Source organism: Massilia phyllostachyos, from assembly GCF_021044825.1.
Classification (GTDB): Bacteria; Pseudomonadota; Gammaproteobacteria; order Burkholderiales; family Burkholderiaceae_D; genus Telluria; species Telluria phyllostachyos.
This window is the reverse complement of the sequence record NZ_JAJNOC010000010.1, coordinates 62,164-83,117: the sequence shown is the minus strand read 5'-3', so window position 1 is coordinate 83,117 and position 20,954 is coordinate 62,164. Positions and strand designations below refer to the sequence as shown.

Annotated in this window: 21 protein-coding genes; 3 read left to right on the top strand and 18 right to left on the bottom strand. The window is 69.6% G+C overall.

What is annotated here, in order from left to right:
• Nucleotides 1-61: 61 nt before the first annotated feature.
• The 3 genes from LQ564_RS22280 to LQ564_RS22270 form a co-directional block, all read right to left on the bottom strand.
• Nucleotides 62-265 (bottom strand): hypothetical protein, encoded by a 204-nt coding sequence (locus tag LQ564_RS22280; protein WP_231060308.1) that lies wholly within the window; start codon nucleotides 263-265, stop codon nucleotides 62-64.
• Between the two features lie 99 nt (nucleotides 266-364).
• On the bottom strand, nucleotides 365-1,498 hold the full coding sequence (lldD, locus tag LQ564_RS22275; protein WP_231060307.1) for an FMN-dependent L-lactate dehydrogenase LldD: 1,134 nt from the start codon (nucleotides 1,496-1,498) through the stop codon (nucleotides 365-367).
• Between the two features lie 8 nt (nucleotides 1,499-1,506).
• The gene (locus tag LQ564_RS22270; protein ID WP_231060306.1) at nucleotides 1,507-2,145 is read right to left on the bottom strand and encodes a 3-keto-disaccharide hydrolase; all 639 of its coding nucleotides are present in this window, start codon (nucleotides 2,143-2,145) and stop codon (nucleotides 1,507-1,509) included.
• A 37-nt stretch (nucleotides 2,146-2,182) separates the two neighbouring features.
• Here LQ564_RS22270 and LQ564_RS22265 point away from each other — a divergent pair, with 37 nt between their 5' ends.
• On the top strand, nucleotides 2,183-3,106 hold the full coding sequence (locus LQ564_RS22265) for an alpha/beta hydrolase (protein ID WP_231060305.1): 924 nt from the start codon (nucleotides 2,183-2,185) through the stop codon (nucleotides 3,104-3,106).
• 48 nt (nucleotides 3,107-3,154) lie between these two features.
• Here the strand turns inward: LQ564_RS22265 and LQ564_RS22260 are convergent, their stop codons facing one another.
• From LQ564_RS22260 to LQ564_RS22245, 4 genes are all read right to left on the bottom strand, one after another.
• Nucleotides 3,155-3,298: a hypothetical protein gene (locus LQ564_RS22260; RefSeq protein WP_231060304.1), complete on the bottom strand. Its 144-nt coding sequence runs from the start codon at nucleotides 3,296-3,298 to the stop codon at nucleotides 3,155-3,157.
• Between the two features lie 153 nt (nucleotides 3,299-3,451).
• Nucleotides 3,452-4,333: an SMP-30/gluconolactonase/LRE family protein gene (locus LQ564_RS22255; protein WP_231060303.1), complete on the bottom strand. Its 882-nt coding sequence runs from the start codon at nucleotides 4,331-4,333 to the stop codon at nucleotides 3,452-3,454.
• Between the two features lie 61 nt (nucleotides 4,334-4,394).
• Entirely contained in the window at nucleotides 4,395-4,886 is a 492-nt protein-coding gene (locus LQ564_RS22250) for a GNAT family N-acetyltransferase (RefSeq protein WP_231060302.1), read from the bottom strand.
• A 4-nt stretch (nucleotides 4,887-4,890) separates the two neighbouring features.
• Nucleotides 4,891-6,501, bottom strand: a complete 1,611-nt coding sequence (locus LQ564_RS22245) for a phytoene desaturase family protein (protein ID WP_231060301.1) — start codon at nucleotides 6,499-6,501, stop codon at nucleotides 4,891-4,893.
• A gap of 148 nt (nucleotides 6,502-6,649) precedes the next feature.
• Between LQ564_RS22245 and LQ564_RS22240 the strand changes: the two genes are divergently transcribed.
• Complete coding sequence (locus tag LQ564_RS22240; RefSeq protein WP_231060300.1) at nucleotides 6,650-7,399, top strand: 3-keto-disaccharide hydrolase; 750 nt, start codon at nucleotides 6,650-6,652, stop codon at nucleotides 7,397-7,399.
• A gap of 129 nt (nucleotides 7,400-7,528) precedes the next feature.
• On the opposite strand, the gene LQ564_RS22235 is transcribed toward LQ564_RS22240, so the two are convergent.
• The 11 genes from LQ564_RS22235 to LQ564_RS22185 all read right to left on the bottom strand — a co-directional run bounded on the left by LQ564_RS22235 (nucleotide 7,529) and on the right by LQ564_RS22185 (nucleotide 19,986).
• The gene (locus tag LQ564_RS22235; protein ID WP_231060299.1) at nucleotides 7,529-8,599 is read right to left on the bottom strand and encodes an AAA family ATPase; all 1,071 of its coding nucleotides are present in this window, start codon (nucleotides 8,597-8,599) and stop codon (nucleotides 7,529-7,531) included.
• Entirely contained in the window at nucleotides 8,596-9,177 is a 582-nt protein-coding gene (gene pnuC, locus LQ564_RS22230; protein WP_231060298.1) for a nicotinamide riboside transporter PnuC, read from the bottom strand. Before pnuC ends, LQ564_RS22235 begins: the two co-directional genes overlap by 4 nt.
• A gap of 86 nt (nucleotides 9,178-9,263) precedes the next feature.
• Nucleotides 9,264-10,616, bottom strand: a complete 1,353-nt coding sequence (locus LQ564_RS22225) for a phenylacetate--CoA ligase family protein (RefSeq protein ID WP_231060297.1) — start codon at nucleotides 10,614-10,616, stop codon at nucleotides 9,264-9,266.
• Entirely contained in the window at nucleotides 10,613-11,197 is a 585-nt protein-coding gene (locus LQ564_RS22220; RefSeq protein WP_231060296.1) for a hypothetical protein, read from the bottom strand. Before LQ564_RS22220 ends, LQ564_RS22225 begins: the two co-directional genes overlap by 4 nt.
• The gene (locus LQ564_RS22215) at nucleotides 11,194-12,975 is read right to left on the bottom strand and encodes a vWA domain-containing protein (RefSeq protein ID WP_231060295.1); all 1,782 of its coding nucleotides are present in this window, start codon (nucleotides 12,973-12,975) and stop codon (nucleotides 11,194-11,196) included. The genes LQ564_RS22220 and LQ564_RS22215 overlap by 4 nt, the downstream gene beginning before the upstream one ends.
• The gene (locus LQ564_RS22210) at nucleotides 12,972-13,955 is read right to left on the bottom strand and encodes a hypothetical protein (protein WP_231060294.1); all 984 of its coding nucleotides are present in this window, start codon (nucleotides 13,953-13,955) and stop codon (nucleotides 12,972-12,974) included. Before LQ564_RS22210 ends, LQ564_RS22215 begins: the two co-directional genes overlap by 4 nt.
• A gap of 1 nt (nucleotide 13,956) precedes the next feature.
• Complete coding sequence (locus LQ564_RS22205) at nucleotides 13,957-15,534, bottom strand: AAA family ATPase (protein WP_231060293.1); 1,578 nt, start codon at nucleotides 15,532-15,534, stop codon at nucleotides 13,957-13,959.
• 51 nt (nucleotides 15,535-15,585) lie between these two features.
• On the bottom strand, nucleotides 15,586-16,137 hold the full coding sequence (locus tag LQ564_RS22200; protein WP_231060292.1) for a hypothetical protein: 552 nt from the start codon (nucleotides 16,135-16,137) through the stop codon (nucleotides 15,586-15,588).
• Nucleotides 16,138-16,166: 29 nt separating this feature from the next.
• Nucleotides 16,167-17,762 (bottom strand): family 43 glycosylhydrolase, encoded by a 1,596-nt coding sequence (locus LQ564_RS22195; RefSeq protein WP_231060291.1) that lies wholly within the window; start codon nucleotides 17,760-17,762, stop codon nucleotides 16,167-16,169.
• 57 nt (nucleotides 17,763-17,819) lie between these two features.
• A complete protein-coding gene (locus LQ564_RS22190; protein ID WP_231060290.1) occupies nucleotides 17,820-18,749 on the bottom strand; it encodes an aldose epimerase family protein in 930 nt (309 codons plus the stop codon).
• A 28-nt stretch (nucleotides 18,750-18,777) separates the two neighbouring features.
• On the bottom strand, nucleotides 18,778-19,986 hold the full coding sequence (locus tag LQ564_RS22185; protein WP_231060289.1) for a XylR family transcriptional regulator: 1,209 nt from the start codon (nucleotides 19,984-19,986) through the stop codon (nucleotides 18,778-18,780).
• Between the two features lie 332 nt (nucleotides 19,987-20,318).
• Between LQ564_RS22185 and LQ564_RS22180 the strand changes: the two genes are divergently transcribed.
• Nucleotides 20,319-20,948 carry a hypothetical protein gene (locus LQ564_RS22180; protein ID WP_231060288.1) on the top strand — a complete coding sequence of 210 codons (630 nt, stop codon included), beginning with the start codon at nucleotides 20,319-20,321 and terminating at the stop codon, nucleotides 20,946-20,948.
• The last annotated feature ends 6 nt before the right edge of the window (nucleotides 20,949-20,954 follow it).

The following is a 20,954-nucleotide window of genomic DNA, read 5'->3' as shown; positions in this document are numbered from 1 at the left end:
GCGGCCATCGGCCGCCACGTCGCGCCGAATAGCGCCAGATAGCGCCAGATAGCGCCGAGCGCTAGGCCCCGAACATGTTCGCGATGGCGCGCGCGCCGAGCGTCACGCCGCCGGCGATCAGCCGCGCCGCGATCAGGCCGACGACGATGAGGACCGCCATCTGGATGAGCCGCAGCGCCAGTTCATGGCCGCGCCAGCGGCGGCCGAAGCGCATGGGTCCATGGAAGCGTTCTGCGAAGTGAGGTGATGCCAGCCGTAGTTTCATGATCGTCTCCGATGTATATGTATTGGCTTTGCAGGTTCAGCATACTCCTCGGGGACGGCGCTTGCAAACAGGGGCGCTACGGACCGTGCGCACGCGGGGCTAGGGCGCCAGCAGCTGCGGCCCGATCTCGGCCACCTTGCCCACGCCGGTGAGGACCATGGTCGTGCGCAGGTCCTTTTCCATGATCGCCAGCAGGCGCTCGACGCCCGCCTGGCCCTGCACCGCCAGCGCGTAGATGAAGGCGCGGCCGAGCAGGACCCCGTCCGCGCCCAGGGCCAGCATGCGGAACACGTCGGTCCCGGTGCGCACGCCGCCGTCGGCGAAGATCGTCATCTTCCCTTTCACCTCGGCCGCGATCGCCGGCAGGGCCCGGGCGCTGGACGGCGCGCCGTCCAGCTGACGCCCGCCGTGGTTGGACACCACGATGCCATCGGCGCCGAACGCCAGCGCGTCGCGTGCGTCCTCCGGATCGAGGATGCCCTTGATGACGAGTTCACCCTGCCACTCGTCGCGGATCCACTGCAGGTCTTGCCAGGCGATGCCAGGGTCGAAGTTGGCGCCCAGCCAGCCGATGTAGTCGGCCAGGCCCGTGGCGCTGCCGCGGAAGGCCGAGATGTTCCCGAGGTCGTGGGGCCGGCCGAACAGGCCGACGTCCCAGGCCCAGCGCGGATGCAGCATCGCCTGCAGCACGCGCCGCAGCGGCCCATTGGGTCCGCTCATGCCGCTGTGGGCGTCGCGGTAGCGCGCCCCCGGCACCGGCATGTCGACGGTGAACACCAGCGTGGTCGCACCCAGCTCCCAGGCGCGCCGCATCACGTCGCGCATGAAGGCGCGGTCCTTCAATACGTAGAGCTGGAACCAGAGCGGCCGCTCTGCCTGGGCCGCGACTTCCGCCAGCGGACACACCGACACGGTGGACTGGATGAAGGGGATGTTGCGGCGGCAGGCCGCGCGCACCGCCTGCACTTCGCCGCGCCGCGCATACATCCCGCCCAGGCCGACCGGCGCCAGCGCCACCGGCAGGTCGTACTGGCGCCCGAACCAGGAGACCGACAGGTCCTGCTGCGCCGAGCCGCGCAGCACGCGCTGGCGCAGGCGCACCGCCTGCAGGTCCTCGACATTGCTGCGCAGGGTCTGCTCGGCGCCGGCGCCGCCGTCCAGGTAGTGGAACAGGAAGGGTGGCAAGCGCCTGCGCGCCGCTTCACGGTAGTCGGTGGCGGACGAGATGATCATGGCATTCTTTAACCCAGTGGCGTGATGCGGATGTTGCGCAACTCGTAGGGCGCGCCTTCCAGCTGGAAGCCAATCCGCCCTGCACGCGGCGTGCTGCCGCTCACGCGGTTCTGCGCCACGCCGTTGATCGTGACCTCGATCACGCCGTCGCGGCACAGGATGTCGGCGCTGTTCCATTCGCCGGCGGGACGCTCGCTGCCTGGAGCGGTATGGCCCTTGACCGGCGTGGCCGCGCCGGGCGCGCTGGTGAGCGGCTCGAGAAAGCCGGCGCCCGCCATCGGCAGCAGGTCGCCGGCGGCGCCGTGCTTGGTCTGGACCTGCACGCTGAACGGCCACACGCGGTCCTTCGGGCCCGACGCGATGTGCAGCAGCACGCCGGCATTGCCCGGCTTGCCCGGCCAGCGCCATTCGACGTGCATGCGGTAGTTCTCGTAGCTGGCGCGGGTCGCGATGAAGCCGGACGGCGCCCCGGCGACGCGGACCACGCCGTCCGACCCGCGCGACCACACGTCCGCCAGCGTGCCCGCGGGGGTGGTGACCATCTCGAGGCCGGCCTCGCCGTCGAAGGGTTGCACGGAGGTGGTGGCGCAGCCCGCCAGCAGGGCGGCGCATGCGAGAATACTGCCGGGTTGAAAACGCTTTAACATGGATGCTTAGCCGATGAATGAATACAGGAGACGTAGATTGAGCCAATTCGCCGCCGGCCTGGCGCTCGCCGCCGCCGGCCCCCTGGGGATGGCGGCGGGCAGCGGCCCGCGCGTGTTGCCATTGTGGCCGGAAGGTGTGCCCGACGCCAAGCCCGAACTGGGCCCGAACCGCGTCGACGAGGATGGCCGCACCACCAACATCACGGAACCCTCCCTCACCGTCCATCCGGCGGCGGTGGACCGTGCCAACGGCACCGCCGTCATCATCTGCCCGGGCGGCGGCTACGTGCGCCAGTCGACGCGGCGCGAAGGCGAGCAATACGCGCAGTGGCTGTCCGCGCTCGGCGTCACCGCCTTCGTGCTGACCTACCGCCAGCTCGAATTCGGCCACCCGGCGCCGCTGCGCGACGTGCTGCGCGCGGTGCGCCTGGTGCGGGCGCAGGCCGGCGAGTTCAGGGTGCAGCCGGACCGGATCGGCGTGATGGGCAGTTCGGCCGGCGGCCACCTGGCGGCCAGCGCCGGCACCCTGTTCGATCATCCGCTGGGCCGCACCGGCGCGGCGCTGGACGCGGTCAGCGCCCGGCCCGACTTCCTGATGCTGATGTACCCGGTGATCACGCTGGCGGGGCCGGCGGCGCACGCGGGCTCGTGCAAGGCGCTGCTGGGCGCGGAGCCCCGGGCGGCGGAGGTGGAATTGATGTCGGTGGAACGCCAGGTCACGGCGCGCACGCCGCCGACGCTGCTGGTCCACACCCAGGCCGACCAGTCGGTGCCGGTCGAGAACAGCATCCTGTTCTACCAGGCGCTCACGCGCGCCAGGGTGCCGGCGGAGATGTATCTGTTCGAGCACGGCGCGCACGGCATGGGCATGCGCGACGGGTTGGGGACGGCGTCGCTGTGGCCGCGCCGCGCCGAGGAGTGGCTGCGGGATCGCGGGCTATTGAGCCCGGCCCGGACATAGAAAAAGCCCCTCGCGAGGGGCTTCGTTCAGTGATCCTGGCGGCTGCGCTTACAGGTAGCGCGCGCCCTGCACCAGGAAGGCGTCGCCCGACACTTCGATGGCGCGGCGCAGGTGGCCACCCAGCATCGACAGCAGGTTGGCGAAGACGTTCGGAGCAGCCGGACGGGCGAAAGCGATGGTAGCGGTGTTCATGCTGGTTCCTTTGAAAGTGTGAAGCGGTTAGGCAATGAACACAGTGTAGACCTGGACGAGACATTAATCCAATTGCGATTTCCGATTTCAACGATAAGTAATTCGCATATCTGAACACGCGCGACCGATCATCCGATATCACGCAATCGAATATCAGATCACCTTGACAACATGGTGCGGCAGCCCGGGCGTCTCGACCCGGAAGGCGAACAGGCCGCCCGCCAATGGCTGCTCGCGCCGTTGTGATTCCGACAATCCCTTCCATGCCGTGGTCACATAGGCGGTGCGCAGGTCGTCGCCGCCGAAGGCGAGCTTGGTGATGTTCGTGCACGGGAACTGCACGCTCCCGACGAGCCGCCCCGCCGGCGTATAGCGCTCGATGCGCCCGGCGCCGAACAGCGCGATCCACAAGTGCCCATCGCTGTCGACCGCCATGCCGTCCGGACGGCTGCCCTCCGGCAGCTGCAGGAAGACCCGCTTGTCGGCCAGGGAGCCGTCGCCCCGCAGCGCGAAGGCATAGACCCGGCGCAGCGGCGTCTCGGTGTGGTACAGCGTGCGCCCGTCCGGGCTGATCGCCGGGCCGTTGGTGATCACGTAGCCGTCATCGGCGCGCGCCAGCACGCCCTCGCGGCCAAGCCGGTACAGGGCGCCGCTGGGCGCGGCCTGGGCGTCGTCCATCGAGCCGAACCACAGGTTGCCCCCGGCGTCGACGTGGCCGTCGTTGAAGCGGTTACCGGGCAAGTCGTCCTCTACCTTGCGCAAGGGAGTGAACGAGCCGTCGGCCGGGTCGAAGCGGTACAGGCCATCCTCCAGCGCGCAGACCATGCGGCCTTCCGCATCCGGCACCACGAAGCCCGGCTGTCCCGGCGCCGCCCAGCTGCTCCGGCCGCCGCCGTCGGCGGCGCAGCGGTGGATGCGCCTGCCCTTGATGTCGACGAACCACACCGAGCGCGTCGCCGCATGCCAGAGCGCGCCCTCGCCGAGATGGGCGCCCACATCCCAGAGGCAGACGGGTTCGTGGAGTGCTGCTGTCATGGTGTCCTTTCAGGCTGGCCGGCAAACGGCGGATTGTACCCGTTCGGCGGTGGGTGCCCCGTCAGGGACGCCAGCGCAAGGCCAGTACCGCGCCCTCCTCGCCTTCCGCGGCAAAGCCGAGCGCCGCATAGAGCCGGCGCGCGCCGGCATTGTCGCGGTGTACGGCCAGTGCCAGGTCGCGCCCATCCTGGCGCGCCTGCCGCTGCAGCCACTGCAGGGCCGCGGTGGCGACGCCGCGCCCGCGCGCCGCCGGGAGGACGGCCAGGTCGACTACCCGCAGCGCCCTTGCCACGGCCGCGGTGACCAGGCGCGCGACGGGCTCCCCGTCCAGCTCGAGCACCTGGTACCTGGCGTCGGGATAGCGTTCGCGATAGCTGGCCGCCTGCGCCTGCCACGCGGCGGCGACCAGGCCGTCGATGTAGCGGCGGTCGGCCAGCATGGCCAGCAGGTCGGGACGGGTCGAGCGGTACAGCGCGGCGAAGAATGCCGCGTCGTCCGGCCGCGCCGGGCGGATGTGCAGCGCCGGCGGCGCCATCGATGTAGATTGCGTCACGTGTTTACGCATGCCGGGGCTGGCGGCGCCTGAAGTCGCGCAGCACCTCGCGCGCGGCATTGTGGCCGGGCGCGCCGGTAACGCCGCCGCCCGGATGGGTGCCGGAGCCGCAGGTGTACAGGCCGGCCACGGGGCCGCGGTAGTCCGCGTGGCCCAGCATCGGGCGCGCCGCGAACAGCTGGTCGAGCCCCAGCGCACCATGGAAGATGTCGCCGCCCACCAGGCCGAAGGTGCGCTCCAGGTCGAGGGGACTCATGATCTGGCGCCCGATCACACTGCGCCTGAAGTTCGGCGCGTGGCGGTCGACCGTGTCGATCATGAGGTCGGCCACCTCGTCGCGGTGCGCGTCCCAGCTGACGCCATCGGGCAGCTGCGGCGCCACGTGCTGGCAGAACAGGCTGGCCACGTGCTGGCCGGGCGGCGCCAGGCTCGCGTCCAGCGTGGAGGGAATCAGCATCTCGACGATCGGTGCGCGCGACCAGCCATGGCTGCGCGCGTCCATGTAGGCGCGTTCCATGTACTGCAGGCTCGGGGCGATGATGATGCCGCTGCCATGGTGCTCCTCTAGCTGGCCGCCGGGCAGGCAACTGAAGCTCGGCAGCTCGGACAGCGCCACGTTCATGCGGAAGGTGCCGGAGCCGCAACGCCAGCCCTGCATGCGGCGCAGGAAGTCGGCCGGCAGCGCGCCGGGATCGACCAGGCGCGTGTACAGCAGGCGCGGATTCAGGTTCGACACCACCGCGCGCGACGCGATCCGCTCGCCCTTCTCCGTGACCACGCCGCCGGCGCGCTTCTCCACGAGCAGGACTTCCGCCACCGCGCAGTCGGTGCGGATCTCCACGCCCTGCGCCCGGGCCGCCTTCGCCATCGCCTGCGTGATGGCGCCCATGCCGCCGATGGCGTGGCCCCAGGCGCCCTTCTTGCCATTGACCTCGCCGAACACGTGGTGCAGCAGCACGTAGGCCGAACCGGGCGTGTAAGGGCTGGCGTAGTTGCCGACCACGCTGTCGAAACCGTAGGCGGCCTTGATCGGGGCGCTCTCGAACCAGCCGTCCAGGTAGTCGCCGGCCGACTTGGTGAACAGGTCGAGCAGTTCGCGCTGCATTTGCAAGGAAAGTCCGCGCATGCGGTTCCCCAACTTGCCGGCCTTGACCAGTTCCGGCAGCGCGGCGAGCCAGCCTCCCTCGACCCGGTTCGGCGGCGTCTGCAGGACCAGTTCGCGCAGCAGGTCGGCGGCGCCGTCGAGGTGGCGCGCGTAGTCGTCCAGCCTTTGCGCATCGCGTTGCGAGAACTTCGCGACTTCGCTCGCGGTCTTGCCGGCGCCGAGCTTGAGGTAGCGGCCGTCGTCGAGCGGCAGGAAGTTCGACAGCGGGCGCTCGACGATGCGCAGGCCGTGCTCGGCCAGGGCCATGTCCGCGATCACCCTGGGGTTGAGCAGGGAGACCGTGTAGGCGGCCACCGAGTTGCGAAAGCCCGGGTGGAATTCCTCGGTCACGGCGGCGCCGCCGACCACCGCGCGCCGTTCCAGCACGGTGACCTTCAGGCCCGCCCGCGCCAGGTAGAAGGCGCACACCAGGCCATTGTGGCCGCCGCCGATGATGATTGCGTCGCGCATCGATTTCCTCCCCGGAGAACCCGGCCATTATGCGCCAGCGGCCGCCCGCGCGCACCTGTCCGCGGCGCCGGACATCGCGCGAAGTCGCGCGAAGTCGCGCGGGGCGCCCGTGCTATGCTTGGCTCCCATTCTTATTCTAGAGTGTGCGATGCTGGCGAAAGCGATGATTGCGGTGGCGGGACTGTCGATGGCGTCCCTGGCCCAGGCCCAGGCCAATCCGAAGGACACCGAGGTATGGTCGCCCGAGCCGGCGCGGGTGACCCCGGCCCCGGCGCAGGGCGCGCCGTCGGACGCCGTCGTGCTGTTCGGCGGGAAGGACCTGGGCGCCTGGGTGTCGTCCGGTGCGCCGGACAAGCCGGCGCCATGGCTGGTTGCGGACGGGGCGTTCACCGTGCGCGGCGGCAGCGGCGACATCCAGACCCGGCACAGCTTCAGCGACTACCAGCTGCACCTCGAATGGCGCGTGCCGGCCACCCTGAGTGGCAGCGGCCAGGCGCGCGGCAACAGCGGCGTCTTCCTCGCCTCGACCGGCAACGGCAGCGGCTACGAGATCCAGATCCTCGACTGCGTCGACAACAAGACCTACGTGAACGGCCAGGCCGCCAGCATCTACAAGCAGCACGTCCCGCTGGTGAACGCCTGCGCGCGGGGCGGCGAATGGCAGACCTACGACGTGATCTGGACCGCTCCGCGCTTCGCTCCTGACGGCGCCCTGCTCTCGCCCGGCTTCGTGACCGCGCTGCACAACGGCGTGCTGGTGCAGAACCACGTGGCGCTGCAGGGCGAATCGCTCCACGTCGGCAAGCCTTCCTACCGCAAGCACGGCGCGCTGCCGATCCGCCTGCAGGATCACGGCGACGCGGTCAGCTTCCGCAACGTCTGGATCCGCCCGCTCTGACGTGGGCCTGCGCCGCTGCCTGGCTGTCTCGAGCGCCCGATGCATGGGGCGCCAGCTACATCCGTGCGATGGAGAAAGCCAGGCGCAAGCCGGCGGCCAGCCTGGGCATCGCCTCCGACAAGATCGAGATCACGATCCGGCCGTAGCCGCCCTCGCTGCCAGCACGTCCAGCGACGTCGCGACCCGCTCCTCCACGCTGCCCGCCAGGATGACGTACGGGATCCCTGCCCGCTCGAGCGTGGCCAGATACCACGCGTGCTGGCGCTGCCTGAACGCCGCGTCGCGCCGGGTGCCGTCCTGCACGAAGGGAATGTCGGGCGCACAGACGAAGGTCATCGCATACGGGCGCCTGGCCAAAGCCTGCACGGCCGCGTCGACCTTTCCGTACCCGTCTTCGCTGTAGAACACGGTGGTCAATGCGCTGCCATCGCATACCAGCCAGCGGCGCGCGTCCTGCGCCAGCGTGATTTCAAGGGCGATCTGCCCTTCGGCGATCACGCGCATGTCGTCGTAGGTGAACGCCCCGCCCTTTTCTTCCCAGTGCAGCCGCCCCACTTCGGGCACGCCGACCGTGTCCAGGGCCTGCGCCAGCGCCGCCACCAGCGTGGTCTTGCCGCTCGACTCGCCGCCCAGGATGCAGATCCGGTCGATGAAATCGGCATAGACGACCGGGTCCAGGTAACGGCGCCAGGCGTGGGGGTCCTCGCGCACCCGGGTTCCGGACACCGGCACCGCGCACCTTTCCGGGTCGACGCTGACGTGGGTGACGACATGGGGCCGCTTCAAGCGGTCAGAAAAATAGCCGGACAAGGCCTGCGCGAAACCGTCGCCATACGACTCGCTGGTGAACACCGCATCGACGACGACCCCGGCCAGCGCTGAGCATGACCAGGCACTGAATTCGCGGTGGATCGCGGCGTCGGCGTCATTGTCAGGAACCGGCATGAGGGGCGCGATGCCGCGCCGGGCGCATTCCGTCAGCAGCAGCGCATCGTCGACCACCAGCCGCGCCGCCTGCGGGAACAGCGCCGCCAGCCAGGCCTCGCGCGCGGCCGGGCCGCAGCGGTCGAATTCGGGCTTCGTATAGCTGACGATCAGCACCTCGTCGCAGGCGTCCAGCGCGGTGCGGATCAGGTGCATGTGGCCGAGGTGCAGCGGGCAGAACTTCCCGACCACCAGACCCTGGCGGTAGCGCTTCATGCGCCGGCCAGGCGGGTGCTGTCTTGCTCGGCGAGCCGGTGCCACCAGCGCCAGGCGATGCAGGCATTGACCCAGTAGACGCAATACAGGAATGCGGTCAGGTACAGGCCACGGCTGGCGTACAGCGGCACGGCCACCGAATTCACCAGCAGCCAGAAGGCCCAGTTCTCGATGCGCCGCCCCATCAGCAGCAGCTGGGCGATGACGCTGAACACCAGCACAGCAGAGTCGGCGAAGGGCGCATAGGCGTCGGTCCAGCGGTGCAGCAGCATGCCGTAGGCCACGCTGACGGCGACGCCGGCCGGGACGGTCCAGGCCAGGCTGCGGAAATCGGCGCGCGACACTGGCAGCGCCTGCCCGCCGCCACCGCGCAGCCAGTGGCGCCACCCGATCGCGCTGGAGGCCACGAAGAATACCTGCAGGACCACGTCGGCATACAGCCTGGCCTCGAAGAACAGCACGCCGAACAGCGCGCAGCCGACGATGCCGGTCCACCAGGTGTGGATGCTGTTCCTGCCGGCCAGGATGATGGCGGCGGTGGCGGCCGCGTTGGCCGCGAGTTCCAATGGTCCGATCATGCGTCTGCGCCGGCCGCTGCCGGCATCTCCCCGTGGAAGGTTGTTTCGTGCTCGAGCGCCAGTATGACACGGCGCTCGCCAGCCGCCTACCCGGCCTGCGACGCCCCTGCGAAATCCGAGGTGTACTGGCGCACCTTGTCGTCGGCCGTGATCGCGCGCAGCGCGATGCGCCGGTCACCGAACAGCGGCCCGAGCGCCGCCAGCGCCGCGGGGCCGAGGGCCAGCGAATCGTGCGCCAGTCCCAGCACCAGCTCGCCGTCCGCGGCCTGGTGCAGGGTAAAGCGCGACAGCGGCAGCGCGCGCAGCGCATGGGTGACGTCGACGTTATTCCACCACTGGCCGCGCCCGAAGAAGCGCACCGGCCGGCGTCCCTGCAAGTCCACCAGCACCGGGCCGTGCGGCCCGCAGGCCAGGCTGGCGTAATCCCCGGTCCGGTAGCGCAGCAGCGGCAGGCAGAAATTGAAGCCGCCCGTGACCGTGACTTCGCCACGCTCGCCTGCCGGCGCCAAGCGGCCGTCGTCGCCGAGGATCTCGACATACAGGCGCGGCTGCAGGAGCAGATGACCGCCCGCCGCATCGTCATGCGCCGCCACCGGGCCGACTTCGTTGAGCGAATAGATGTCCAGCACGGGGCAGCCGAAGCGCTCCTCCAGCAGCCTGCGCAAGCCGTCATGCAGGGCCATCGAGACCGAGATGATGGCGCGCGGCGCAACCGTGCATCCCAGGTCCGCGTATTCGCGCAGGGAAATCGGGTCGCCCGCGACGATCTCGGGCGCCATCGCATCCAGGTAGCGGGCGCGGTCGCCGGGCGCGCGCCAGTCGTTCGGATGCAGGTTGATCTTGGCCAGTCCGGATTCGCCCATCGCCGGCGACACCGACACATAGGTGAAGCAACGCTGCTGGAAGCCGAGCAGCACCACGCCGACCTGGCCCGCGCCGTGCATGGGCACGACACCGGTCCGGCCAAGGGCGCGCTTGTGGAAGGCGGCGTACCTGGCCGCCACCAGCGGGTGCGAGGGCACCACCAGCGGATGGCCGGTGGTGCCGGTGGTCTGGAAAACCATGAGGCGCGCCGTCTCGACGTCGTCCGGCACGAAGCGCGCCACGTCGGCGGCCAGGTCCGCGCGCGAGACCGGCGCCACGTCTTCCAGGCGCCGCGGCGGCGAACCGAGCGCGCGATAGAAGGGCACGGTGCGGAAGGCGCCGGCGACGAAGCCCTGCACCCATTCGGGCGGCCGGCCCGGCGTCCAGCCGATGGCGGCGCCGGCGACTTCACGCTCGAAGCTGCGGACCAGCGCGATCTCCTCATGCAGCAAGCGATTGCCGCTGTGGTTGCGGTAGATCGGCGCATGCGGGTGGTGGCGCATGAAGTCGATCATGCGCTGGCCCTCGGCGCTGAGGGTCGGAAAGCGCTCGCGGTGCAGCGGATCCTCCGTCACTCGCGCGTCCACTTGTCGGCCGACTCCTCGGCAGCCTTGCGCGCCAGGGCCTCGCGCACTTCGCGCGCGCGCTTTTCCGCCGCCCGGCTGGCGTCGAGCAGCCTGCGCCGGGCGGCGGCGCTGACGGCGGCCAGCCGGTCCTGCGCCTGCTCGAGCGACTCGTCCGCGGGACGGTAGCCGAAATGCGCCAGCGCGACACGCACCAGTTCCTCGCCGGCGCCGGTCTCCTGCACGAAGTTGTGCGCTGGAGTAGCTTGCGCCAGCTGGCCGGCTTCGTTCTCGAACAGGGAATACAAAGCATCGCGCGGCAGGCCTTGCGCCAGGAACCACTCGTCGGCCAGCAGCCAGCACAGGACCATCATGACCGCCAGGCGGTTGCGCCGCGCGCGCGGCTGCGCGCCGCCCAGCCCGTCGAGCCAGCGCGCCGGCGCGCGGTGCCCATGCAGCCGCATCAGGTCATGGAGCAGCGCCGGCACCGCTACCGTGCCGCTGTTGTCGATGCGCGGTTCGTCGAGGAACTCGGCCGGCGTGTCGAGCAGGCGCCGGGTCAGGGTCTCAAGTGCGGGGCCGGCGCTGTTCATGGCCGGCGCTCCTGCGTGTCTTGCGCGTAATGACGGCGGCTGAAGGCCTGCGCGAACGCGAGCAGTCCGGCCTGGTCCGGCACCGCATGAATGTCCCACCCCTGCTCGCGGCGGGCGCGCTCCAGGGTGGCTGCCAGCTCTCGGTAGTAGCCCCCGTGGGCGGCGTCCCAGCCGGCGGGCAGGTCCAGCGCCATGGTCCCGCCGGCCTTTCCTGCCGCCAGGGCGCGCGCGGCGACGTCCCAGCCGCTGTTGCCGCGCTCGTCCTTGTCGAACATGGTCGTGATGCCGTCGTCCGAGATCATCAGGATGTGGGTCCGCCGCGCGCGGCGGCCGGCCGCATAGGTCTCGCGCAGGCGGTGGATCGGAAAGCAGGTGCCGCCGCCGAAGAAACCGGTCAGCACGTGCAGCACCTGGTCGGCGTCGCGCGTGAAGCCCTTGGTGGCGAGCACCTGCTGCTTGCCGCTCCACAGCGTCGCCTGCACCGACGCGCCAGTACGCAGGGCCGACAGCGCGATGATGGCGCCGGCCAGCGCCAGCCAGGACATGCGGTGCTGCGGGTCGGGCATCGAGCCGGAACTGTCGACGTAGAGGTCGAGGTCGACGGGCGCCAAGGCGTGGTCGTCGGCGCTTTCGAGGCTGTAGACGCGGCGCACCAGGGTCACGCCGGGCACCGGCCGCGGGCTGATCGTGACGCTGTGCAGCCAGTCGATCTCGTCGAGCGGGTCGCCGATGCTCCACGGTTGCACGCCCTCCATCTGCGGATCCGGCGCCTTGCGGTCGGCACGCACGGGGAACGGCACCAGGTGCGGCAAGGCGCGTTCACGGTAATAGCGCATCGCGATCTCGTGCGGGCTCAGGCTGGTGCCGCCGGCGCGCAGGATTTCGCCGTATTCGTAGGGGTCGAGCGCCTGGCCGGCGCCCTGCCCGACCGCTTCCCGCGGCGCGTCTTCCGCATCCTCGGCGCCGGTCAGGCGGGTATCCCAGGCCGGGTGCAATGCGTCGGCCGGGCCGTCGTCTTCCAGCTCGTGCAGGCTGCCCGGCGCGCAGCCGGCGGCCGCGTCCCCGGTATCGTGCCATGCGAAGGCATCGAGGCCGTCCTCGACCAGGTAGGGCAGCAGCAGCGCCGCGAAGCGGGAGGCGCCGACCATGGGCTCGTTGGCGTACACGCGCACGATCCGGGCGCCGAGCCAGGCGTCGGCGTCGAGCGCCTCCTCGCAGGCGCCGCCACCCAGGCTGCCCCGTGGCAGGCGCCACAGATGCTCGTAGATGCGCAGGTAGAGCGTCCACACCCTGCCCGGCTCCGCCGACCCGGGTGCGCGCGCCAGCTTCCGGTAGACCTCGGCCATGCGCAGCCCGGCCTGGCGCTGCAGACGGTCGTTGATGCACAGGTCGGTGTACAGGTTGGCCACCATCGGCGCGGCGTCGCCCTCGGTCCCCAGCACGCGGCGGAGCCGGGCCAGCATGCGGAAATGGTCGGTCGCGGTGGCCGGCGCCAGCACGTGGTGCCCGATCTCGTGCGCCAGGATCTCGACGCCGTAGTCGTGCAGCCCGCGTTCGTGAACCGCCTGCAGGTCGATCACGACACTCTGGTCCGCCAGCCGGATCATGGCGAAGCTGCCCTCCAGGCCGGCCTTGGCGGCCCGCGCCGTCGTCGCGCACAACTGGGGCTCGTGCAGGCGCGTGTAGCGGCTCCAGCATGCCAGCGCCGCCGGCCAGGCCGCGCGCCAGCGTGCGAGCAGCGCGCCCATTTCTTCCTGCGGTAGGGCGTGAGCGTTCATTGGCGGGCCACCAGCTGGATTGCATGCGTGTAGGGAGAGCTGAGCGCGATGGTCGACGCCGTGGCGCACAGCGCGAGTCCTTCCGGCGGCAGCGCCAGCGCGATGCGCTGCCGGCCGACGAGCACGTCGTCGCCCTCCACAAGGTAAGGCAAGTTCGCCACTGCGCCAGCATCGGCCTCGCCGGCTGGCAGCAAGACCACACCGTAGGCATCGGCGATCAGCAGGAAGGCACGCTCGCCGGATTGCACCACGAAGCACGATTCGGCCGCTGCCAGTCGCGGCGGCGTGGTGAACAGGCCGCCGAAGCCGGCAAAGCTTCCGGTCACATGCGTCGACACCCCATCGGGATCAGCCTCCGCCCGCCACCATGGATCGCTTGCCAGGCTGGCCCGTGCCAGCTGCCAGGAGCCGGCGTCCGCGCAACGAAAAGCGGCCAGCGCCAGCGCTTCGGGCAAACCATCCGCCGCCGCGATCGCTCCTTGCCGGTAGTGAGCGGCGCCGGCGCGCCAGGCCAGCACCTGCCCGAGCGCACGCAAATGCTCGATACTGTCGACCAGCGGCGCCAGCGCCGCCATGTCGCGCTCCCAACGCTGGACGCGCACGCCGGGCAGCGTCGCCAGGTGGAGGGCCGCGTTGCTCAGCATGCCGAGCGTGCGCTCGGGAGCGCGCGCCACCAGGGGCGCGAACCTGGGCAGCACCGTTGTCCAGGCACGCACCAAGCCGGACGTGCGCGGGCTGCCGTCGGCCAGGCGCTGGCCGACCATCTCGAGGCCCATGCGGAAGGCGTGCGCCGCCACGCCATGCACACTGTCGGGCGCGGTGTGGGCGACGGCATCCACCACCGGATCGGCCGCCTCGACCAGGAACTGCGTGAATGCGTCCTGGTCGAAGCCCGGATAACGGCGCCGCGCCTCGGCGGCCAGGGCGTTGAACTCGCGGCGCTGCGCGGCCAGCGCCGCGCCGAAGGCTGCGGAAACCATCTCAGCGCGAGCGCAGCCAGGCGAGGTAGTTGGTATAGCGCTGGTGCAGGTACTTCAGCTTCAGCAGGTCGTCGTACAGGTGCCCGTAGAGCTTCTTGCCCTTGACCCGGTCCGCGACCAGCTTTTCGATCTTCACGATGCGTGCGCGGGTCTCGCGTTCGGACACGCCATCCAGGCCGAGGGCGAAGGTCGCGGCCATTTCGCCCACCTCGTCGTCGTGTTCCAGGTCGAGGCGCGTGTACTCGTCGTTGGCCAGGTCGAACAGGCGCCGCAGCCAGCTGACCCGGTCGGTGCGGTAGGCGGCGTTTTCCGGCAAGGCGAAGAACGGCGCGTCCGGATCGGGCTGCAGCTTGTCGTGCAGGACGAAGGGCAGGGTCTGGCGCAGGTCGTCGAGTTCGACCTGCGGGTTGCCGCGGAACCAGGCCAGCGCTTTCGCATAGATCAGCAGGGTCGTCAGGTTGCGCACCGAGACCCCGTTGACGCTCTGGCAGCCCAGGTCCTTCAGGCGATCGCGCCCGCTGTCGGCGGCGGTGATCTCGTTCCACGGCACGCCCGACAGGCGCGCGGTATCCTTGGTCATGTACTCGAACTGGCCGCCGGCGCGCTCGCACAGCTCGAACTGGCTGGCGAAGAATTCGAGGCGCCGCCGCACCTGGGCCGGCACCTCGACTGCGCGGATCGCCGCGCCCATCTCGTCCACCTCTTCCTCGGTGAAGATCAGTTCGCGTGGCACCAGTTCCTCGGGCCGGATGCCCTCCTCGATGCGCAGCAGCAGGTCGCCCAGGAAGCGCGGGTTGAAGGCCAGCGCCTGCACCACGACGTCGATGCGGTCGCGCAGCGCCTCGATTACCTGGAAGGTTCCGCCGCCCGTGTCGTCGTTGGCGGTCAGGTACCAGGCCGACTCCGGGCACTCGAACACCTGGTCCAGCACCTCGGCATAGTTGTCGCCCATGACCGTCAGCAGGGCGCTCTGGGTGCGCGTAGGAATCCGGTTGTATTCGTCGATGATCTTGACCCGCATCGACAGCCAGGCGCGCCAGGCGATGCGGATCTCGCCCATGCTCTGGGCGTTCACCAGGTCGGCCGGCAGCGGATTGCCGAGCAGGTCGGCCACCGTCATCTGCGGGTGGCCGTGCTGCATGGCGCGCCGCACGTCGCGCACCGAGGCGCCGGACAGCACGCCCATCAGGATCGCGCTGGCGGTCTTGCCGCGGCCCGGGCCGCCCACGAACAGGCATTTGCGGCGGGTGGCGAAGGTCAGCAGGGGCAGCAGGATGAAGCTCGAATAACTCTGCGCCGACGGCAGCGTCAGCACCCGCTTGCTGTCGCCGACCAGGTAGCTGCGCGGCGCGCCTTCGTTGTATTCGATGTCGTAGTGCGGGCTGATGATCGCCTTGTTGACGATCCAGAAGTAGGCCTGGCGCAGCTTCTCGTCGAGCGCCCGCGCACCATCGGGCGGCGCCTCGCCGCTGGCGACCGGGCCGCGGTACAGGTCCGCGACATCGTATTCGCGCGGCCTGGCGGTCGTGTGCGGGTTGGTGGGGGCACGGGAAATCTTCTGGAACAGGTCGAATTTCATGTGGTTTTCCGATAGAGCCGCGATGAACAGGTCCGCGAGAGTATAGCGCTCTCAGGCATTCATGATGGTCTCCTGGACAAGCCGGAACTGGGCGAATTTGCTCCGCATGTCCGCGATCTGCGATGGATGCAGCCGGATCCTCAGATTGACCGGGACACCGTTGCAGCTGCCGATATCCGCCCAGATTCGGCCGATCCAGAGGCGGTCGCCGCGCAAGCGCGCGTCCATGACACTGGCTTCGATCGCGCCGTCACGACGGAACGTATATTTGCCGAGCGGGTCGCGCGCGGCGCGTGCTTTCCAGCTCTGTTGCTGGCCGGCCGAACGTGGATACAGCTTCACCCGGAAAAATGGCTCGATCCAGTCGATCACCTCGGTAATCTGCCTGCACAGCGCGTGAACGCGCTCGTCGTCCGTGTCCCTGAGTTCCTTCCCGTTTGCCGCGTAATCGAGTGCCAGCACGGCGTCATACCACTCCCGGATCGTCCGCGCGGCCTCTATCTTCGCCAGAAAGTAACCGGACGCGAACTCGCTGAGCTGCCGCAGCAAGTGCATCAGGCGGGTCACTTCTTCCGCAAGCTGGACTTCCGAGGCTGGTTTCATGGATGCGAATGGGGTGAAAAGCCATCAGCTTACCCGAATGCCCGGTACTGGAAGCGGCGGAACCGCACCTCCCCCGCCCCCACCGCGTACAGGGCCGGCTTGAGCGACATGAAGCCCCCGCGCACATTGTGGTGGTAGCCCGACACCTCGTAGCCGCGTGGCCCGCGGCGCCAATCCTTGCCGTCGCCCGAAATATGAATGCTGACCACGTGCTTGCGGTTGCGGATGCGCAGGTGTACCTTGGCGCCGTGGGGATTGGCGAACTTGCCGTGCTCAGTCCCGTAGCGGTGCATGGTGAACTCCTTCGCATCGAATCCCAGGCCGCAATACAGCTTGTGGTCGTAGAACAGCAGCAGGCCGCCGCGGGTGTTCGGATCGACCTCGATCTCGCATTCGAATTCGTAGTCCTGGTCTGGGGCGACGAACACCAGCGGCGAGCTGTCGGACGGCTCGCTCCCCTCGCCCTTCAGGTGCAGCGTGCGGTCCTTGCGCGCCATGCGCGCGGTCTCGCCCGGGGCCGGGCTGAAGAAGCTCCACTGCACGCCATATTTGTCGGTCGAAAAATCGTCCGACAGCGCCATGCCGTGCGGCCCCGGCTTGCCGCCCTTCGGTTTCGGGATTGGCCGCGACAAATCGCCGCCGCCGAATTCCGGCCAGCCATCAAGCGTCCAGGTGACCGGCGCCAGCAGGGTTTGCCGGCCCAGGGTCCAGTAGCCGTTCTCGTAGCCGTGATAGACGCTCCACCAGTCGCCCGCCGGCCCCTGCACCAGGGTCGCGTGGCCGCGCGACCACCAGCGTTCATCCACGCTCGTCGTGCGCACCAGCGGATTGCGCGGGTGGTGCTCCCACGGGCCGTTGATCGAGCGCGAGCGCGATGCGATTACCATGTGGCCGGTCGGCGGGCCGGAAGTGCCGCCCACGGCCAGGATCAGGTAGTACCAGCCGTCGCGGCGCAGCACCTTCGGTCCCTCTGGGGAGAACGCTTCGACTTCCCAGTCGTCCGGGTAGCGCCACGGTTCATACACCCGCTCCGGCGCGCCGATCGTCGACAGGCCGTCGTCCGCCAGGCGCACCCGGTCGACGCCGGACAGGAACAGCCAGCGCGAGCCGTCCTCGCCGACCGCGTGGCCGGGGTCGATGTGGCGCGGCAGGTTCAGGTCGATCGGATCGGACCAGGGGCCGCGGATGTCGTCGGCCCAGATCACCCAGGAGGTGGTCTTCGAGCCGGGGATCGCGGTCTTCTTGGTCGGGATGTAGAGGTAGTAGCGGCCCTTGTGCTTGCACAGCTCCGGCGCCCACACCGAGCCGATGTTCTTCTGCAGCGCCGCGACCAGCGGCCGCCAGTTGACCAGGTCCTGCGAGTGCCAGATCACCAGGCCGGGATAGGCGTCGAAGGTGGAGAAGGTCATGTAGTAGTCGTCGCCGTCCTTGAGGATGGACGGGTCGGGGTGGTCGCCCGCGACGAGCGGGTTCAGGAAGGCGCCGTTGCCGAGGTCCGCCTTGCGCTGGCCTTCCTGGCCGTGCTGCCACTGCGGCCAGGCGGCGCAGCCGGGGGCGGCCGCCGGCGCCGCGCCGGCGCTCGTGCCGGCGCCCAGCAGCAGCGTGCCCAGTCCCGCGGACTTCATCGCGTCGCGTCGTGAAACCATCTGTTCGTTCTCCGGTAATGGTGCAGGTTCGTCAGATCATGGCTGCAGCGAGACCCGGTAGACGGTGGTATGGCGGTACACCTCGCCCGGCCCGAGCAGCAGGCCCGGCGCGCGCGCGCCGTCGCGCTGCACGCGCGAGGCGCCGGCCTCCAGGCAGAAACCGGCATGGCGTTCGTAGGGCGCGGCGCCGCGTCCCGGCACCCCGTCCAGCCGGTTGCCGCTGTAGAAGTGCAGGCTTCCTTCGGTGGTCGAGACCTGCAGGCGCCGGCCCGAGCCGGGATCGTGGATGCTCGCCACCGGGCGCACGATGCCCGAGCTGGAGGCGCCGACCTGGTAGGCATGGTCGAAACCGCCCGCCGCGCCGATCTGCTCGTGCGGCCAGCGCAGGCGCGGGCCGATTGGCGCCGGACGGCGGAAGTCGAAGGGCGTGCCGCTGACCTCGAGGTCGCGCAGCGCGCCGCCGGCATCCGTCGCCAGGAAGCGGTCGGCGTCGATCTGCAGCATGTGGTCGCCCACGTCCGCGTGGCCGCCGTTCAGGTTGAAGCAGGCGTGGGTGCTCAGGTTGATCAGGGCCGGGCTGTCCGCCAGCGCGTGGTAGGCGACCGACAGGCAGCCGTCGTCATCGAGCTCGTAGCGGACCTCGAGTTCGGCCAGGCCGGCGCCGATGCCGTCGAGGTTCGAGGGCCGCAGCCGCAGCGCGGTGCCGCCGACATCGAGCTCGCCGCGCCAGTGCGGCGCATGCAGGCGCGGCGCCGCGCCGCTGCGCTGCACGACCGCACCCAGGCAGGCCGTGTTGCAGGCGTAGTCGCTATCGTCGCGGTAGCCGAGCAGCACGTCGGCCATGCGGCCGTAGCGGTCCGGCGCCCACCACGACACCAGGGCGGCGCCGTGTTCGCTGATCGTCACCCGCATCTCGCGCCGGTTGCGCAGGGTGAACAGCCGCGCCGGAGGCGGCCAGGATTCCATTTTCATCTCTACCAACTTCTTTCTGACCTTAGTCGACGGGGGCAGCCTGTTCCACCCCGCTGCTGCTGCGCAGCCGCTCCTGGTAGCTGCGCGGCGAGCAGCCCAGCTCGCGCTTGAATACCGAATGCATGTACTGGCTCGAGGTGAAGCCGCACTTGAGCGCGACCTCGGCCAGGTGGCAGTCGCCCTGCTTCAGGATGGCGACCGCCGCGTTGAGGCGGAAGCGCAGGATCTCGTCATGCACGCTGTAGCCGAGCTCCTGCCGGAAGTGGCTCTCCAGCGAGGAGCGCGAGATGCCGACGTAGCTCGCCACCTGGTCGGTCTTGATGCCCTGGCAGGCATACTGGCGGATGAAGTGGCGCGCCCGCATCACGTGCGGATTCTTCGCCGGCTCGTGCTTGCTGGAGGCCAGCACGTTGATGCCGCTTGGGGGCACCAGGATGCGGGTGTTCGCCAGGCGCACGCCATGCAGCATCTGGTCCAGCAGGTGCGCCGCCGTGCGGCCCATCTCCTGGGCGCCCTGGATCACGGAGCTCATCGGGATGCGCGTCAGGATGCGTGCCAGCGGGTCGTTGTCGATGCCGATGATCGCCACCTGCTCGGGCACCGCGATGCCGGCCAGGGTGCATGCCTGCAGCAGCTGGCGCGCGCGGGCGTCGGTCACGGCGACGATGCCGACCGGCTTGGGCAGCGCATGCAGCCAGGCAATCTGCTCCTTCACCGACTCGTCCCAGGTATGCGCGCGCGTGCTCTGGCCGCGGAACACGGCCGGCTCCATGCGGTCGCGCCGCATCAGGGCCATGAAGGCCTTTTCGCGCTCCTGGGCCCAGCGGTTCTCGCGCGCCTCGGGAAGGCTGAACAGCGCGAAGCTGCGCAGGCCGGCTTCGATCAAGTGTTCGTAGGCCAGCTTGATGATCTTGAAGTTGTCGGTCGCCACGTACGGCACCGAGGCCGGATAGTCGGCCGGGTCCTCGTAGGAGCCGCCCACCGCCACCAGCGGCACCCGGGCGCTGGCCAGGGTCGCGGCCACGCTGGGGTCGTCGAAGTCGGCGATGATGCCGTCGCCCTGCCAGTCCTCGATGCCCGAGAGGCGCAGGCGGAAGTCCTCTTCGAGGAACAGGTCCCAGTGGGTACGGGTGCTGGACAGGTAGTCGGCAATGCCGGTGATGACCTCGCGGTCGAAAATCTTGTTGCCGTTGAAAAGCAGCGCAATGCGGCGCGTCTTGGGCATCGACATGTCTTGTCTCCTTGTGGCCCGGTCTGCTTTGGACGAGGCCTGTTTCCCACTATGTTGCAGGAATACGGTGATTGTGCGGCCGAGCTGCCAGCCGGTCAATTGTGAAATCCACCAAGGCGGCTAGCGATTCTTGTCAAACCGCATGGCTTTTTTGGTCAGACCAATTTCACAACAATCTTACAACGAGACAAGGCGAGAGGAGCAAAAAAAGGGTGTTTGCGAAGGAATTGGGGCAGGGTTGCCCTTCTGCTCAGCAATTTGCGCGGCGTGGTTCTTTTGCATACTACTGTCGGTAGCTGTCAATCTCCGACTCCCTGCGAAGAAAGCAGATCATGATCATTCGAGGCGCCCAGGCTGTGAACCCGGCGGCATTGCGGCAGAACGCTTACGCTCCCAAGACCGTGGAGGCGCCGGAGAGCGCGCCGTCAGCGGACAAGGTCAGTATTTCGCCGGAGGCCGCGCAGAAGGCGGCCGCCGAGGATCAGGCCGACGGCCCCTGCCGCGCCAGCGGCGCTCCCACCCTCCTGAGCTCACTGAATCTCGAGACCTGCAAGATGCCGCAAGCGCCGGTGGAGGAGATGGCGGTACGGGCGAAAGAGGAATCCGTACGCGCCGGGATCAGCGCGCAGTACGCGCAGGAGCACCGTTACCAGACCGTCGGCCAGGTGCTGGTGGACGGCCGGTTCTACGCCGAGGTCGACGACGCCGGCGGCTACGGGTTCATCGGCAGCGCCGCATCGGGATTGAGCGAAGCGCCGCTCGATCCGCGCGCGCGGCTGGAGGAGATCGCGCGCGCCGCCCAGGGCATGGGCAAGGTCGAGGTTCGGTACGCCGACTTCGTCCCCGGACTGGGCGGCGGCGGCGGTCCCGCAGCCCCGGACTCGATGCTGCCGGCATTCACGGCGCGCGGCCTCCGCGACATCTTCGCGGAGGCCGTCGCCGCCGCCAAGCGCCAGGCGTAGCGCCGG

Bases quoted from the DNA above. Each gene is read 5' to 3' on its own strand.
- LQ564_RS22245 (WP_231060301.1), bottom strand. From the start codon at position 6,501: ATGCGCGACGCAATCATCATCGGCGGCGGCCACAATGGCCTGGTGTGC.
- LQ564_RS22180 (WP_231060288.1), top strand. From the start codon at position 20,319: ATGATCATTCGAGGCGCCCAGGCTGTGAACCCGGCGGCATTGCGGCAG.
- lldD (WP_231060307.1), bottom strand. From the start codon at position 1,498: ATGATCATCTCGTCCGCCACCGACTACCGTGAAGCGGCGCGCAGGCGC.
- pnuC (WP_231060298.1), bottom strand. From the start codon at position 9,177: ATGATCGGACCATTGGAACTCGCGGCCAACGCGGCCGCCACCGCCGCC.
- LQ564_RS22255 (WP_231060303.1), bottom strand. From the start codon at position 4,333: ATGACAGCAGCACTCCACGAACCCGTCTGCCTCTGGGATGTGGGCGCC.
- LQ564_RS22205 (WP_231060293.1), bottom strand. From the start codon at position 15,534: ATGAAATTCGACCTGTTCCAGAAGATTTCCCGTGCCCCCACCAACCCG.
- LQ564_RS22240 (WP_231060300.1), top strand. From the start codon at position 6,650: ATGCTGGCGAAAGCGATGATTGCGGTGGCGGGACTGTCGATGGCGTCC.
- LQ564_RS22200 (WP_231060292.1), bottom strand. From the start codon at position 16,137: ATGAAACCAGCCTCGGAAGTCCAGCTTGCGGAAGAAGTGACCCGCCTG.
- LQ564_RS22210 (WP_231060294.1), bottom strand. From the start codon at position 13,955: ATGGTTTCCGCAGCCTTCGGCGCGGCGCTGGCCGCGCAGCGCCGCGAG.
- LQ564_RS22220 (WP_231060296.1), bottom strand. From the start codon at position 11,197: ATGAACAGCGCCGGCCCCGCACTTGAGACCCTGACCCGGCGCCTGCTC.
- LQ564_RS22190 (WP_231060290.1), bottom strand. From the start codon at position 18,749: ATGGAATCCTGGCCGCCTCCGGCGCGGCTGTTCACCCTGCGCAACCGG.
- LQ564_RS22260 (WP_231060304.1), bottom strand. From the start codon at position 3,298: ATGAACACCGCTACCATCGCTTTCGCCCGTCCGGCTGCTCCGAACGTC.
- LQ564_RS22215 (WP_231060295.1), bottom strand. From the start codon at position 12,975: ATGAACGCTCACGCCCTACCGCAGGAAGAAATGGGCGCGCTGCTCGCA.
- LQ564_RS22235 (WP_231060299.1), bottom strand. From the start codon at position 8,599: ATGAAGCGCTACCGCCAGGGTCTGGTGGTCGGGAAGTTCTGCCCGCTG.
- LQ564_RS22185 (WP_231060289.1), bottom strand. From the start codon at position 19,986: ATGTCGATGCCCAAGACGCGCCGCATTGCGCTGCTTTTCAACGGCAAC.
- LQ564_RS22280 (WP_231060308.1), bottom strand. From the start codon at position 265: ATGAAACTACGGCTGGCATCACCTCACTTCGCAGAACGCTTCCATGGA.
- LQ564_RS22195 (WP_231060291.1), bottom strand. From the start codon at position 17,762: ATGAAGTCCGCGGGACTGGGCACGCTGCTGCTGGGCGCCGGCACGAGC.
- LQ564_RS22270 (WP_231060306.1), bottom strand. From the start codon at position 2,145: ATGTTAAAGCGTTTTCAACCCGGCAGTATTCTCGCATGCGCCGCCCTG.